Here is a 15,738-nt window from a genome sequence, read left to right as displayed (position 1 = left end):
GGAGATGAGTAGCCACCTTTAACCAGGAGAAAGAATGACTATAAAAAATGCGATATATGCTCAATCAGGTGGGGTAACCGCTGTAATTAATGCGTCAGCTTGTGCTGTGCTTCAAACTGCCAAGTTATATCCGCAGTACATTGGCAAAGTATATGCAGCCAAAAATGGAATTATTGGTGCTTTAAGTGAAGAACTAATTGATACATCACTTGAAAGTGATGCGGATATTGCCAAATTACTGCAAACTCCCTCTGGAGCATTTGGTTCATGCCGATACAAACTCAAAAACGATGGTGAAGAATACGAACGTCTTATTGAGGTTTTCAAAGCACATAACATAGGTTATTTTTTCTATAATGGTGGTGGGGACTCTCAAGATACAGCACATAAAGTATCGCAACTAGGCGCAAAAATGGGTTACCCAATTACATGTATTGGAATCCCAAAAACAGTAGATAATGATCTACCCTTTACCGATGCCTGCCCAGGATTCGGTTCAGTGGCTAAATATGTAGCGATTTCAACCAAAGAAGCAGGTTTTGATGTTGCCTCTATGGCCGCATCATCGACAAAAGTATTTATCCTTGAAGTGATGGGACGCCATGCAGGATGGATTGCAGCAGCAAGCGGCTTAGCCAGCCAACAACCGGATGAACCACCCCATATTATTTTATTACCTGAGGTTCCTTTTCAACAAGCAAAGTTTCTGAGTAAAGTGGATGAATGCGTTAAAACTTATGGCTATTGCGTTGTTGTAGTTTCAGAGGGTATTCGCACTACAGAAGGTAAATTTATAAGTGAAGCAGGAATTCGTGATGCATTTGGTCATGCCCAATTAGGTGGTGTTGCGCCAATTATTGCTCAGTTAATCAAAACTGAACTGAATTATAAATACCATTGGGCAGTCGCAGATTATTTACAACGTGCCGCTCGCCATATCGCCTCAAGAGTAGATCTGGATCAAGCTTATGCTTTGGGTAAGGCTGCAGTAGAATATGCCATAAAAGGCCATAATGCCATCATGCCTATTATCATTCGTGAACAAGATGAACCTTATCAATGGTCTATTGGACATGTCCCATTAGCCGATGTAGCTAATCAAGAAAAGGCCATGCCGGCAGAATACATTTCTGCGGATGGAATGGGCATTACTGCTGCCTGTAAGCAGTATTTACTACCATTGATTCAAGGTGAAGCCTACCCTGACTATATGAACGGACTACCTGATTATGTTCGTTTAAAGAATCAACTTGTACCCAAGGTACTCAAATAAACGATCATCACTTCAGCCTGGGTGAAGCGTAGAGAACTCCGGATTCTACTCATACCACCCTGGCTACAACACCTTCTGGAATTTCTTAGAAGCGTTTTTTCATGTGATTAAAACATACAACCATCTTGAAAAAAACAAAAAATGCAGGATCAAATATCAGATTAGTCGATTTACAAGTTAGGCAACCCTACTATCATCTGCTACAATATTATAAAGGAAAAGAGAGTAAAGAGGATTTCAGGACTTCCTTTTCTAGCCATGGCAGGTTGTATCATTGTTTTGGCCTACTGGAGTTGTAATTTTTGATAAATGGCATTTTATTTGCATATTTATCGCTGTACCAATCATTAGGAGCAAATGATGAAAGAGAAAGGGTTTACTTTAATTGAATTAATGATTGTAATAGCAATCGTTGGTATTCTTGCCGCAATTGCTATCCCAGCTTATCAGGATTATGTCGTTAGAGCTCGTGTGACAGAAGGATTAAGTCTCGCCTCTTCAGCAAAGACTACAATTTCTGAAAATGCTACAACTGGTGCTGCCACCTTGGACTTAGGTTGGGCCGCACCTCCAGCAACAGCTAACGTGGCAAGTGTTGTTGTTACACCAGCTACCGGTGTAATCACAATTACCTATACAGCACTTGCACAAAACGTGGTTCTTACTTTAACTCCGCAAGCTAATGGAGTGGCTCTTGTTGCTGGAACACCACCAACTGCGCCAATTACCTGGACTTGTGCCGTAAATAATGCGGCTAACAACCGATACGTACCTGCAAACTGCAGAATTTAATTATACGTCTCCTAAAAGCCGCTTCATGGCGGCTTTTTTATTATGAATTTTAGTAAGAGTTTAATATGTCACGAAAAAATCGTATTGAAAAATTAGTAAGTCAAGAATTAGTTCCTTTTTATTTAAATGTCGAGGATGAATCAGCTAATCACCATGTTCCTGAAGGTGCACAAACACACTTTAAAATTACTGTGGTCTCATCACGATTTATTGATTTATCGCGAATTGCGCGGCATAGATTATTAAATCAGTTGCTCAAAGAAGAATTTGAACTTGGATTACATGCCTTAAGCATGCATCTATTTACTCCAGAGGAGTGGGGAGATAGGAGCAAAATTGTTTTGCAATCTCCTATTTGTAAAGGCGGTTTTAATAAAGAAAAAAAAGAGTTATAACTTTGTGTAAATCTGATTTCAGTTAACAATAGATATTTTTCTCAAATTGGATAATGCTCTTAAAATCTGTAAGAAAATACTTTCAAACTCAATCATACGAGAAAAAAGAAAATTTCTCTTTACGAATACGAAACAAATAAAACAATCTCATTTATATGACACTAAACTTTTTTTGGATAACTCAGTAACTCCATGATTTTAAGAAGTTAGTCGCATATTTAGCCATTTAATAGCCCGGGAGTTAATCCAAAGCCAGGCAAGATTAACCACAAGTGATGCAGTGAAAAATCAGTTTCCCCGCGTGCAAGCCGAATATATAATTCGTGTTTCACGGTAATTTTTTACATAAACGCAACAAACTTAACACTATGTGATAAAATAAAAGTAACGTCCATCGCCAACTTCCTATATAATGCCTGGCATTTTTAATAAGTCTTTTTAATTAATGAACAATTGGTCTTCTGAAAAAATATCCGTATTTGCCTTGGTTTTATTGATTACAGGTGCAATTGACAGCATCAGGAATTTACCGGCAACAGCTCTATTCGGCTCTTCATTAATTTTTTTCTTTATCTTTTCTGCAATTGTTTTTTTGATTCCTGTAGCTTTGGTATCAGCGGAGCTATCATCAACTTGGTCTGATGAAGAAGGTGGAATTTATAGCTGGGTAAAGCATGCATATGGTGAAAATTTAGCTTTTTTTACTATTTGGTTGCAATGGATCAATACCTTAGTCTGGTATCCAACTATTTTATCCTTTATTGCAGGAGTTTTGGCTTACTTAATCAATCCCGAACTCGCCCAGAATAAGTATTATTTAATTTCTGTAATTCTAGTCATATTTTGGTCATTAACTCTTATTGCTTTATCTGGTTTACGTGCCTCAGCATATTTTGCGGGTCTGTGCGCCATATTAGGAATGATTCTTCCTATGGGATTTATTATTTTTCTTGCACTGGTTTGGGTTATTAAAGGGAATCCTATAGCAATTGATTTGAGCGTATCGCATTTGCTGCCTCACTGGAAAGACAGCCAATCCTGGGTATCACTCACTGCAATTATGACTTCATTTCTAGGCATGGAGCTCGCAGCAGTTCATGTCCGCAATGTACACAATCCACAAGTCAATTTTCCTCGAGCGATGTTTTTTTCAGTACTGCTAATTTTAACCACAATGATTTTTGGCTCTTTGGCTATTGCTTTTGTTCTGCCAAAAGAAAAAATCAGTTTAATTGACGGAGTACTTCAAGCGTTTAATAACTTTTTCCACGCATACAACCTTGAATGGCTCTTACCTTTACTTATTGCATTACTCCTATTAGGAAGTTTAGGCAGTATGATTAATTGGATTATCTCACCCGCCAAAGGTTTGCTCATGGCTGCCAATCATAACTTCTTGCCAAAATTCATGTGCCAGTTGAACAATCACGGAGTCGCTTCGCGAATTTTAATCACCCAAGCAATTTTAGTTACTTTTTTGTGTAGTGGTTTTCTCTTGTTTCCTAGTGTTAACGCTATATATTGGTTATTTACTGCTTTAAGTACAGAACTCTACATTATGATGTATGTCTTGATGTTTATTGCAGCGTGGAGATTAAAAAGCAAATACGCGCATCTTAAGAGGCCTTTTGCAATACCAGGAAAAAAAATAGGCTACTATTTAACCTGTATCCTGGGTTTATTCGGATGTACTATGACTTTAGTTGTAGGCTTCATACCACCCGTCGAATTTATGAATTTCGGTAGTGCCGGGCATTTTCGTCTGGTCTTCTCTATAGGAATTTTAATCATGATGCTCCCTGCATTTTTACTGTATTGGCGTAAAAAATATATTACAAAATCATAATCTGTTGTTTAGGTAAAAGCATTGCGAGGCGTTAGATTTCCAGGTTTCGCTACGCTTTTACCCAGGTTACGATGCCATGATTACAACTTATCCTTTTCCTCTAATGAAATCACTCGAGCTTCATGTTCCAACATCACAGGAATATCATCATGAACAGGAAATGCCAATCGGTCAAATTTACAAATAAGTTCTTGCTTCTTTAGCAATAACTTCCCTTTACATAAAGGACATACCAATATTTCCAATAGTTTTTTATCCACAAAATTCTCCTATAATCCTAAGTCACTTTATTTCGTACATATACAGGTTGTGCTTGAGCAGCTGTAATAGGCTTTTGCTCAGAAAACCGGGCAAACTGGATCATAGCTGCTGCAGAAGGATATACTGTTAATTTATCACTTATTTGTGCTTTAACTTGTGGAGTAAAGTCATCCCAATATGAGTCTATACCTACTCCTCCAAGAATTACTGATTGCTTTTCAGGAAGGCTCAGTGCATGTACTGGCGTAACGTATTCTTCTGCTGTCCATTGATTTTCAGCAAAATAAGCCCAATACATCTCACGCATCCGCGCATCCAATACAGCCAATACAGGCGAACTGCGCATCTGCTTCTGCTGGCGAACAGACCAAGCAATAGCAACCAAGCTACTTACTGGAATTAAAGGCAAATCATTGGCATGGGCGAGACCTTTTGCAATGCTGCACGTAATTCGCAAACCGGTAAAACTACCTGGTCCGCGACCGAATACTATGGCATCCAGCTGACTCATTTTTAAATCAGCATGTACCATCAATCTATCAATCATAGGTAAAATAAATTGGGCATGTGTTTTTTGATTACTTTGTTCTTCACAAAATAATTCTTCTCCAGTAAGCAAAGCCAAACTGGCTATTTCTGTAGATGTATCAATCGCTAACAGTTTCATAATCCAGCTCTAATTCTCTAATAAATTGAAGCACCTTGTGCTCATCACGAGTTTTTGGTAACTGAGGCAAGCTGGCTAAGATACGTCCACCATAATCTCTGCTGGTTAGACGGGGATCGGCGATCATTAAAACACCTTTATCCGAATTATCCCGAATTAACCGCCCTACTCCTTGTTTTAAAGCAATCACTGCCCCAGGTAAAGATAATTCATCAAAACCCGATAAGCCTCTTTCTTTTAAGTAAGCCATTCTACCGCGAATTACGGGGTCAACTGGACTGGAAAAAGGCAATTTATCAATAATAACACAAGAAAGAGCTTCCCCTTTAACATCCACCCCTTCCCAAAAAGTTGCAGTTCCCAATAAAACAGCATTGCCTAATTGTCTAAAACGCTCAAGTAAAATGGGTTTTGCCTCAGCTCCCTGAATCAATAACGGATAGTTTAAAATACTGACCATCATTTGAGCAACTTGTTTTAACGCTTTATGGCTAGTAAATAGGAAAAAACAACGTCCTCCTAAAGCTTCAATTAAAGGAACAGCTCGAGATACTAATAATTCATAATAAGTAGAATTTTTGGGATCAGGTAAGCCTCTGGGTAAATACAGCAATGCTTGTTGCCGATAATCAAAAGGACTTGGTAATAATAAAGTTTTTGCCTCATACAATCCTAATGGCTTACAAAAACAATCAAAAGAGTCTGCTATAGTTAAGGTTGCAGAAGTAAAAACATAAGTACACTCTTGACGTTTGAGTAATCCACTGAATGTTTCAGCAATATCATACGGTGTAACATGAAAAACTAAAGTATGTTTAAAGCGCTCTAGCCAAAGTATTTTATGATTGTTTTCTTGAGTAAAAAATAATAAAACTCTGGCAAACTCCATCAATCGTTCTTTGCAGCGCGCAAGCCCAGGAAATTCAGCAAGCGATAATTCATTGAAGCATGCCATGACCTCGTCTTTTAATGTCAACCAATCCCCCCAAACACGTAGAAAGGACTTCTTACGCTTCATTTCCTCCCAACTAAATCGATCATCAACTTCTGGTAAAGTACTTAATAACTCATCTATCAACCTGTCTGCTTTATGGCTTAAAGCTTTTAAAGGTTGATTTGCAAGGTCTACAACAGGCCATTCTTTAATGAGATCATCCAATAAGTCACAAAACTGCCGCGTTCCAATTCGTTCTCCATTAAAGTGAGTTGCTGTTTCAGCAAGTTGGTGAGCCTCATCAAAAATAACCACGTCAACACCAGGTAATAATTCTCCAAATCCCTCTTCTTTCAACCGTGAGTCAGCAAAAAACAGATGATGATTAATGACGACTACATCAGCATCTAACGCACGTTTGCGAGCCTTGAGTAAAAAGCATGTTTCATGCTCTGGACATTCAATACCCAAGCAATTCTCTACTGTTGAAGTCACATAATGCCAAACCGGAGAATCTTCATTTAGTTCCGGCAACTCCGAGCGGTCACCATTTTTCATTTGTGACAATTTACTGCGTACGTGAGCTACTTCATGTGCACATTGCGGACTTTGAAAATGCCCTTCCTCGGAATGTAATAAAACACGATATTGACAAATATAGTTGGATCTTCCTTTGAGATTTTGTATGCGGGCAGATAATCCTAAAGCCCTGACTAAAGTTGGTAAATCTTTCTGATAAAGCTGATCTTGTAACGTTTTGGTTGCTGTAGAAATCAGGGCTTTTTTCCCACTTAATAAACAAGGAAGTAAATAGGCAAAAGTCTTGCCTGTTCCTGTACCTGCTTCTGCAACTAAAATTGATTTTTCTTCGATTGCTTCAGCAATAGCCAGGGCTAAATCGGACTGCGGCTTACGTGCTACAAATCCCGGTATAGCAGTCGAAAGCCGCCCTTTTTCGCCAAGAATTCGCTGACATGATTCAGCTAATGAAGTGATTTCTACCACTCTTTTTGTAAATATTGAAGTTTATCCTTAACCTCTTCCCAATCTTTAGCATCAGACGGAGCATCTTTTTTTGCGGTAATATTAGGCCATGTTTTTGCAAGCTCAGCATTTAATTCTTTAAATTGCTGCTGCTCAGGAGTTAAATCATCTTCAGAAACAATGGCATTAACAGGACATTCCGGCTCACACAATGCACAATCGATGCATTCCTCAGGGTGAATCACCAGAAAATTTGGCCCTTCATAAAAACAATCAACAGGACATACTTCAACACAATCAGTATACTTACACTTGATACAACTTTCTGTTACTACAAAAGTCATGATAAACCTTTCTTACGCTGGAAATAGTAAATATTAAATCATAAAATAGACCACTTAAGATAGTAGTTTTCTTAGTAATTACATCATCCCACACTGTCCTCTTATATTTAAAACAGTTCGTAAATTTGCTAAAAAAAGAAAATGATTCGAACGATGCATTCATTCACTTTTTATTCAAATACACTTATTGAAAGATACATAGGTCTATGTTTTAATTTTACGCAATTTTTAAAATTGCTGATGTTAGTGGTTTTTAAAATCTCACTAATAGCTTTTGCTTCCAGCTTATCAAAGGAAATGAAATCTCAGTAGTGAAAATAATTGTCCACTTTTAAAATGACATCGATACCTATTTTCTGATTTTGACGTTGGAGTAGTAACATGGGATTAACAGTAAAACCTATTAACGCAAAGCACCGGAGGCTAATACGCCAAATACATGAATTTAATAAAATACCTGAAGAAGATGTAGTCCAGCGTTTATTCTACTTACAGAAGATCAATTATCATATTAATTCAATACCTATATTTGAAGGAGAATTTAAATGGCTAGCAGCAAGAGGTCCTGAAAGTTGGCGAGCTCATCAAGAAAGGTTTGGAGTAAATCCGGATGGTTCGTTCTTTTTTAAAGGGATCCAATTTGCAAAAGCTGTTGCATCGCAAGTAACCGCACCCCTCATATCACCTGGATTAAAAGAAGAAATAGAAGGAAAAGATATTTATGAATTAATGCAAGAACGAGATGCATTATTAAAAAGTGCAAGACCTTTTAGTGAAATAAAAGAACGATTCTTGGCTATAAGCGCTCATCTTAGTGTAATAGCTGAAAAAGAGAATATTCTAAAAAAGAATCTCGATGATCATGCGCAAATTCTAAGTTTGGCCAAAGATAAAATCAGTGCAATTAAAGGTGAGAATGATTTAAGTAGTTCTGACTATAAGACCGAAATTTTAGGCGAAAAACAAGTCAATAATTTTAACTTCAAATTCAGAATGAAGGGTTGGAAAGAATCTCTTGTTTTTCGGGTAGAAGACCGAAATGATTTGAGCTTTGAACAAGATCTCCACACTTACCCAGTATCCAAATATTTCGCTAATGACGTTGCTTTATTTATGATGCAATTCAAAAGTGAAGACCAGAAGGAAATTGAATTTAAACCTGTAGTTTTAAGTCAATTTGCAAATCAGGGAAGCTTATTAGATATTGCAAAAAGACTAAAAGGTCAGCCACACCAAAAAATTGCAGCCGTAACAAAATATTACTTCAATCAGATTAATGATTTTTGCCTTAAACTCAAAGAAGCAAATGCCTATCATCCTGATATTAAATTAAGTAATTTTTTGGTGCATAACCAAAAATTACTGGTAAGTGACCGAAAAACATTCGTACGTTCCCCAAAACCACTTGCCAGTATACTACGAAGTAGTCCACGCTATGCTCCACCTCAATATCTCGCCTGCCTTGATGAAGCATGTGAGGATTACCTACCTAAAGCAAAAACCACTCAAATTGACATAGAACAACTGATGTCCTATCAAATAGGTAAAGCGCTCAAAGAATTCCTCATCGTAACGCAACTGGGTGATATAACCGAAAAATCGGATGAGAAACATAGAAGCGTACTCGCCCATTTTGAAAAGCCTAATCGAGCCATTACTAACTTATCCATACTTGTTGACGAGCTGACGCGTTATCAGGAAGGTAAAAGGCTTACAATAGAACAGTTCAAAAGATTACTTCCCTTTGTTAATCATAATATCGATGATTTCTATAAACAACTTGAAATGGAATTACCGGCAAAACATTTAGGGATTGAGCGCGAACTAGATGAAATCGAGCAATTATTGAACAAAAATGAATGTGAAGATATAACTTTTTTGGAACAAGCGAACATAGTTTTTGTTGCCATTTCCGAACAAGATCCTAAAGAACCTCGCCTCAATCGAATGGCAGAAAAATTAGCAATAAAAAGTTATCAAGAATATTCGGAAAGTTATTTTTCCCAAATTTCCCAAGATATTGAAGCCTCACTTTTAGCAAAAGATTGGGATTCTGCAAGTTGGTGGAGACAAATAATCCATACCCTATCTTTTGGTTTTTTCAGAGTAAAAAGAGTAACTACCGCGGATAATATAGACATTTCATTAAACTTTAATGATCAAGAGTTCCGGACTCATTTTATTCAACTGGAGTTTTTACCTGCAACAATTCTGGATAGTCTAGGTGCCACAGAAGCAAATAACTTTAATGATTATTTCCAAGCACATTTGGATGAGATAAGAGCTCTAAACGACACAAACTCCAATAGTGAAGAAGAAGAGGTTGATGTATTAGAAACACAGAAAGATCCTACAGAAGAGGAAGCCAGCGTTCCTTCTCCCACAGAAAAAAAAGATGAAGAGCTTCTGTCAACAGAGACGATAGTGGTTAAAAATAACAGTACTGAAAAATCAGATGGAGCAACATCTCCCACCAAAACATCTGCTGATGTAAAACCCCATGCTTCTGAGGAATCACCCGCTGGGCAACAAAAAACCGCTTCTCAAACTGATAAACCAAAGCATAAGAAAAGAACGTCTGTTGATCTTAAGGAAAACTACAGATTTTTCGCAAAACTTGCCAAGGGTGCCAAAGATGACGATCCACAGGTTAAAAAAAGATCGATACGTCGAGTCGGCAGTACACTCTTTAGAGGTGAGAAAAACTCGCATTACCCCAAAGCTCAGGATATTTTTAGACAACCTCAAGCAGTCCAAGAAAAAATCAGTACCCAGGAACACTTAACTACAGGGTTAATACAATAAAAGTAATGGGCTCAGGGAAGACCCAAAACTCAAAAATTATTTATGATCTTAATTAAAAAAAATCAAGAATCTTAAGTTATTGCCTATTTCTCCTCTCGATTTAATAAATTCTTTCTAAAAATCTATACATTTATGAGAAGATTAAAATTACTTTATTTTTATATTTTAATAAGAAAAATTTGTAAATTTTTTGTAAAAGAAACCAACACGGTCAATTAATTAATACTCAAATATCTGTCATAGGCTAAATATATTAATAGAGACTTAAAAAGAGTTTAAAATGAGCAGATTGAAAGATTTCGCTAATTTTGCCAATCGTGTTTATAAAAAATTATCAGGAAGCGAAAAGGAAACATCAACACCAATCACCCCTGAAAAAATAAGCGATCCGATGGACCCTATAAAAGATTCATACGGTAAAATGGGGTTAATTCTTGCTGAGAGCCAAAATAAAACGGGAAAATCTCGTAAATCCACTTTATTAGATGCCATCGCTACAATTAGAACAGATTTCCAAATTTATAATGGTGCAAAAAATCAAATCAGAACTCATAATGGCGGTATAAAAGAGGAGTATATTGGTAATGAAATGAAATCCATGAAAGTCCAAGCAGGAAAAATAACAACTCAGCTAGATGACAATGGCTGGAAGAAGTATTTTGAAATGCCTTATCAGCAAGCTTGGGAAGCGATTGATCAAAACCAGAGTATGCCCCAAGAAGTGCGTAAAAATTTAAAAGAACTTTGCAAAGAATACTGCTTTGATTTTCAAAACTTCGAAAGCGATCTTAAGAGTGGAGCATTTAAGCTACCAGAAGATAATAACTCTATAACTACGCCCTCTTTTCAATAAATTGAAGTATCCGATCTCTTAAAAGAAATTATTATGCTCTTTTATTGAGACTACTACCCAATTAAATCGTCTCAGAAACTTTTGCCTTATTTGCTGCGCAAACCATTATTAAAATCAAAAGATTGAAATTTCATTGGTTTTCATCAGTACTCGCATTGATTATTATACGGAAACCCCTAATGTACTTTTTGACCAAAAGCATAAAAATTGTCTATATTTATAAACAGGTCGAATTGGTTTTATAAGGACATAACCAATGGAGTTGGAGCAAAAAAACAGGATTATTAAACGTTTTTTAAAAGAAAAAAGTAAAAATCCTGTTGCAGTGGAACTGAAGGATAATGATCTGGAGAGCTATGCTGATCTTGATAAGTTATTAGATCATATTGATCTTCATAAAAATGGCTTGTTTGACTTGGGGACTCTGGAAACGGATCCAAACCAGTGGCGAGAATTATGTGGCATCATTAAATATGCTTCTGCTTTTGAAAAAGGAAGTTCCCCTCCTTTGCTTAAGAGTGTCGATTTTGAAAAAGTAGAGGAAGGCATACGATATACCTTAAATGCACATGAAATTATTCGATTACCTAAAGATGATTACTATGAACGCCCTACCAATATACCCCTGGATATTGATACCCAGCTAGAAGATTTGATAGTTAAAAGTAGAAAAAAACTGTATGCACTGGCACAAACCTTTCCGGAAGCTGCAGTTTTTGATGCATCCAATTCACTACAAGTCACCGCACAGATTCAACGCCTACAAGAAGAGATAGCAGGAGTAAGCAATGGCGATTCGGAAAGAGAAAACTTAGAAAAGAGATTAATTATCTTATTGGATCTCAATAAAATCAATGAATTAAAACGAATCAATATCCCCCTAGACAATAGCTCAACTCTCGCCTATTGCATGTTACAAGAAAATGTAGGTGGGGTGACAGAAAAAATCTCATTAATCAGTCTGGAGACGGTAAAAAAACAGTTGCATCGCTTATCTAAACGTGAGGAAGGTTTGAGTATAGAGGCTTACCATGCTGAGAGAGAACACTATAAACTCAGCACACAAGCCATTATTAAATTACCCAAACATGGCAATATCAAAGAAGTGCAACATGAAGCTATGGCACTCAATATTTCTCGATTATTAGGATTAGATACAGCTGCCGCGACTACAATTTCCCATAATGGACATCCAGCGTTATTTATACCCTTTGAAGAGATACGTTTACTGAATGAATTTTCTTCAGGAAAGACATTTTATGCATGGCTTGCAGGAAAAACCTATACACATTATTCAACAATCAAAGCTCTAGGTGAAGGAATACAAGCGGATTATTTTATCGAAGATTTTGGTAAAGTACTCGGTTTACTTTATCTATGTAGTGATACCGATGCAATTGGAGGCAATTGCCAAAATAAGGCATTAAGAAAAGCAAAATCACTTTTTATCTTTGACCAATCACTCATGGATACTGATAAGTTTATTCTTGATTCAAGAATGTGTCTTATTCCAGGTGATTTTCTTAGAAGGCATACTCGCCATGGCTTGGGACGTAATCGCACGATTATTGAAGATTCATCCATGCATTCTAAATTTGAAAGTATCATGCAATTGCGGTCTATTGGTGATAAAATTATCCAGTATATCAATCACATCGCATGGCAACATCACCAACAAGCATCCCGAATTAAACGACAATTTAAAAAACCACTAAGTACAGAAAAACAAAGCCAATTAACTTCCGAGCTAAGTGATCTAATGGTTCTTGAAAAAGATGCAGAAACACTGCAAACAAGAGTCCTAGAACGGCTTGAAGCAATTGATAATATGCTTCCCCAAACAGTAGGTGACATTGATTCTTTCGGAATAAGGCAAGCTTTGATTTTTGAAAAACTCCTGCATAATCCCATATTATTTAGCGACGACGGTCGCGCCTTTAAATATCCTTGGACTCATAGACAGCAAAATAAAATTAAAAAAGTAGAAGAGCTTGGCAATGGCTTGATACAACTAACCTTTAGTGACAAAGTTTCTGCACCCATGCTTGATTTTATTAAACGGCGTACCGGAGCTGATTCAATTACCAATACATCGACCAAGACTGTAACCTTAAGTAAAGTACACTTTGCAGCATTACGAGAAGATGCACTCCATCCTGAACATCAATTAGTTCTGGATCCCAATACAAACTATTTGGATCCTGCTGATTTGGGACTAATCAAGGATGCTTATAATATGGGCAATAGAACTAATATTATGAGTACGATTTCAATCTATTCTAAAAAAATGAAGTGCGATACAACCTCTATTGATGAGAAATTGCAATGCATCATTGAAACTGAAGATCGACTTAGAGAGTTTATTATCACAGCCCATGATAGAGGTTTTGGCATGCATGTCTTTAAAAAATTCCTTTTTGATGCACAACAACAAGTACAAAAAATGATTTCTCCTTCGAAAGTTCCAATGAGGTTAAATGATGCTTTTACCGCTGCTTTAAAGCTTGATAGAGTATCTGAATTTAATGCCGTAGTACGCGAAGCAATAAAACACGATAAAATCGCCGATCAACAATTCACTAACTTTCTTGATGAGTGCATACTGAAAGCAGCCGAAGCAACAAATTACCTGGAAGCACTAGAAAAAAGCCAGGAGCTATCCGATATTACAAAAAAGGTAATACATCAATTAGGAACGTTCTCAACGTCATGGAGTCAATTTCTAACAGCGAGTATGCGACAAAAAGGGTTGAGCCAAACCGAGACAATAGTCATCACTGAAACAATACAAGGAAGGGAAGAAGATGAGTGGGTAGTAAAATCATCACCTAATTCATCGATATTGGACATAATGCAAGAGGAACAAGTAGGAACATCATGCAAGTCTATGGGACTTGTTCACTAAATGCAGTTAATGGAGCTACTATGCCTATACATGAGAGACGTCAACATTTTCGGGTAGAAGATCATATCTATTTTAACTACCGAACAATGGAACCTGGAGAGCTGTGTCCTGATCGCGCAGTTGTAGATCAACTTTTAGGCAAAAATGGACAACGATATCTTGAAGCGGCACATTATTTTCAAGAAATTGATTATGAACTTGCTGAACTCACCCAAGTTATTGCCCTTAAAGAACCAACAATTGCCCATTATCTGAACTTATTGAATGCAAAAATAGACTATTTATCACGACAAATGCTAATGACGAATACCATTCAGTTGCGTAAGGTCAATATTAGTCTGGGTGGAATGGCATTTAAAACACCTGACCTCATTAAAGAAAAAACCCAGATAAAATTGGTAATCTATACTAAACCCAAAATGATTCCCATAATTGTTGAAGGTACTGTAGTCTACAGCCAATACCAAAGTGAACATAATTACCGAACAGCGGTTCAGTTTAACGGATTAACAAATGAACAGGAGCAAATTCTGTCTCAACATATTTTGTTGGCTCAGGCTAAACATCGTTCAGACTAAAATAAAAGTAATTTTAAGTACAAATTTGCCGAATAACACGTAAACTATGCTAAGTTTATGATGTTGAAAATAAGAGGCAGACATGACCAGAATAGTACATTGCAGTAAATTAAACCAAGACGCCGAAGGCTTATTAAAACCACCCTTCCCTGGAGCATTAGGTGAGCGGATTTATAATGAGGTATCAAAACAAGCCTGGAATATGTGGCTAAGCCATCAAACCATGCTCATCAATGAATACCGCCTGAATTTAATGGAAACTAAAGCTCGCGAATTTTTAAAAGAAGAAATGCAAAAATATTTTTTTGGTGATGGTTCTGAAAAACCAGCAGGATACAGTCCTGAATAATAAAACTAGAACTTACAGTAGCTTAGAAATTAGTACGCAATAAGCCCGTGTACAAAATTCTGAAAGAAGGTCATAAAATTTAAAATCGTTTGTAAAAAATTCAATTTTATGGCCCCAATATGTGCTGCGGGTTTATGCATTGCTTTTGTTTCTATGAACTGCGTCTAAGAACCTCTAGGTTTTCGTAAAATCAAAATCCCTTGGACAACATATAAGACGCAAAAAATTTTCTTTTTTTTCTCTCTTTTCTCAGAACCTGAAACAAACTTGATACAGTAGGATGATATCCTATCATTTTGAATTTGATGGACTCAAGATGCTATTATTAGATACAAAAGTCATGATAAAAATTAATAACTTATTCAAAAAAACACTATGATTTTAAAAAACACATAACGTATGTATTCAAGAAATAAATCCCCTTGAGATAAAAAACAATTTTTTTTTAAAAAAAATGCATTCAACACTTGACTCAAAACGCTTCTCGGAGTCTAATAGCAACCCTCGGGGCCAGATAGCTCAGTCGGTAGAGCAGAGGACTGAAAATCCTCGTGTCGGCAGTTCGATTCTGCCTCTGGCCACCATGAGAACCCGAGTATAATCAATAAGTTACAATCAATTTACCAAACCCTTAAAAAATCGGCTCTTTCCCATTTAAGGGGGCAGCTATAATCACCCGCAGAGCACCTTAACACGCACCCTGTAATTTTCAAAATTCCTAAAACCATAAGCTCTACGCTGAATGAGTTTCA

Annotated in this window: 14 protein-coding genes and 1 tRNA gene; 10 read left to right on the top strand and 5 right to left on the bottom strand. The window is 36.8% G+C overall.

All coding sequences use genetic code 11. The annotated features are described in order from the left end of the window. The first annotated feature begins 34 nt into the window (after positions 1 to 34). From Lpar_RS11540 to Lpar_RS11525, 4 genes are all read left to right on the top strand, one after another. Positions 35 to 1,273, top strand: coding sequence for a 6-phosphofructokinase (locus Lpar_RS11540; protein ID WP_058518075.1), 1,239 nt, complete (start codon positions 35 to 37; stop codon positions 1,271 to 1,273). A gap of 360 nt (positions 1,274 to 1,633) precedes the next feature. Next, positions 1,634 to 2,065: a pilin gene (locus tag Lpar_RS11535; RefSeq protein ID WP_058518074.1), complete on the top strand. Its 432-nt coding sequence runs from the start codon at positions 1,634 to 1,636 to the stop codon at positions 2,063 to 2,065. Positions 2,066 to 2,130: 65 nt separating this feature from the next. Continuing rightward, the gene (locus tag Lpar_RS11530) at positions 2,131 to 2,460 is read left to right on the top strand and encodes a BolA family protein (RefSeq protein WP_058518073.1); all 330 of its coding nucleotides are present in this window, start codon (positions 2,131 to 2,133) and stop codon (positions 2,458 to 2,460) included. A 445-nt stretch (positions 2,461 to 2,905) separates the two neighbouring features. Next, positions 2,906 to 4,306 carry an APC family permease gene (locus Lpar_RS11525; protein ID WP_058518072.1) on the top strand — a complete coding sequence of 467 codons (1,401 nt, stop codon included), beginning with the start codon at positions 2,906 to 2,908 and terminating at the stop codon, positions 4,304 to 4,306. Between the two features lie 80 nt (positions 4,307 to 4,386). Here Lpar_RS11525 and Lpar_RS11520 read toward each other — a convergent pair whose 3' ends face one another. From Lpar_RS11520 to fdxA, 4 genes are read right to left on the bottom strand one after another with little or no spacing between them, the layout of a single operon-like run. After that, complete coding sequence (locus tag Lpar_RS11520) at positions 4,387 to 4,566, bottom strand: Trm112 family protein (RefSeq protein ID WP_058518071.1); 180 nt, start codon at positions 4,564 to 4,566, stop codon at positions 4,387 to 4,389. A 17-nt stretch (positions 4,567 to 4,583) separates the two neighbouring features. Continuing rightward, on the bottom strand, positions 4,584 to 5,234 hold the full coding sequence (gene tsaB / locus Lpar_RS11515) for a tRNA (adenosine(37)-N6)-threonylcarbamoyltransferase complex dimerization subunit type 1 TsaB (RefSeq protein ID WP_058518070.1): 651 nt from the start codon (positions 5,232 to 5,234) through the stop codon (positions 4,584 to 4,586). Beyond that, positions 5,215 to 7,173 (bottom strand): DNA repair helicase YoaA, encoded by a 1,959-nt coding sequence (locus tag Lpar_RS11510; protein ID WP_058518069.1) that lies wholly within the window; start codon positions 7,171 to 7,173, stop codon positions 5,215 to 5,217. The genes tsaB and Lpar_RS11510 overlap by 20 nt, the downstream gene beginning before the upstream one ends. Then, positions 7,167 to 7,496: a ferredoxin FdxA gene (fdxA, locus tag Lpar_RS11505; protein ID WP_058518068.1), complete on the bottom strand. Its 330-nt coding sequence runs from the start codon at positions 7,494 to 7,496 to the stop codon at positions 7,167 to 7,169. Before fdxA ends, Lpar_RS11510 begins: the two co-directional genes overlap by 7 nt. Positions 7,497 to 7,877: 381 nt before the next feature. Between fdxA and legK7 the strand changes: the two genes are divergently transcribed. The 6 genes from legK7 (at position 7,878) to Lpar_RS11475 (ending at position 15,570) form a co-directional block, all read left to right on the top strand. Then, on the top strand, positions 7,878 to 10,301 hold the full coding sequence (gene legK7 / locus Lpar_RS11500; protein WP_058518067.1) for a LegK7 family Dot/Icm T4SS effector kinase: 2,424 nt from the start codon (positions 7,878 to 7,880) through the stop codon (positions 10,299 to 10,301). Positions 10,302 to 10,581: 280 nt separating this feature from the next. Continuing rightward, positions 10,582 to 11,154 carry a hypothetical protein gene (locus Lpar_RS11495; RefSeq protein ID WP_058518066.1) on the top strand — a complete coding sequence of 191 codons (573 nt, stop codon included), beginning with the start codon at positions 10,582 to 10,584 and terminating at the stop codon, positions 11,152 to 11,154. A 256-nt stretch (positions 11,155 to 11,410) separates the two neighbouring features. Next, positions 11,411 to 14,059 (top strand): hypothetical protein, encoded by a 2,649-nt coding sequence (locus tag Lpar_RS11490; protein WP_058518065.1) that lies wholly within the window; start codon positions 11,411 to 11,413, stop codon positions 14,057 to 14,059. Positions 14,060 to 14,079: 20 nt separating this feature from the next. Continuing rightward, positions 14,080 to 14,637, top strand: coding sequence for a PilZ domain-containing protein (locus Lpar_RS11485; RefSeq protein WP_058518064.1), 558 nt, complete (start codon positions 14,080 to 14,082; stop codon positions 14,635 to 14,637). 82 nt (positions 14,638 to 14,719) lie between these two features. Continuing rightward, entirely contained in the window at positions 14,720 to 14,986 is a 267-nt protein-coding gene (locus Lpar_RS11480) for an oxidative damage protection protein (RefSeq protein ID WP_058518063.1), read from the top strand. Positions 14,987 to 15,494: 508 nt separating this feature from the next. Then, positions 15,495 to 15,570: transfer RNA gene (locus tag Lpar_RS11475), tRNA-Phe, on the top strand. Positions 15,571 to 15,658: 88 nt separating this feature from the next. Here Lpar_RS11475 and Lpar_RS19685 read toward each other — a convergent pair. Next, the coding region (locus Lpar_RS19685; protein WP_154696056.1) for a transposase at positions 15,659 to 15,738 on the bottom strand (80 nt) is incomplete at its 5' end.

The sequence above is a fragment of the Legionella parisiensis genome (genome assembly GCF_001467945.1).
Lineage (GTDB): Bacteria > Pseudomonadota > Gammaproteobacteria > Legionellales > Legionellaceae > Legionella > Legionella parisiensis.
This window is presented reverse-complemented; position numbering and strand designations above follow the sequence as displayed.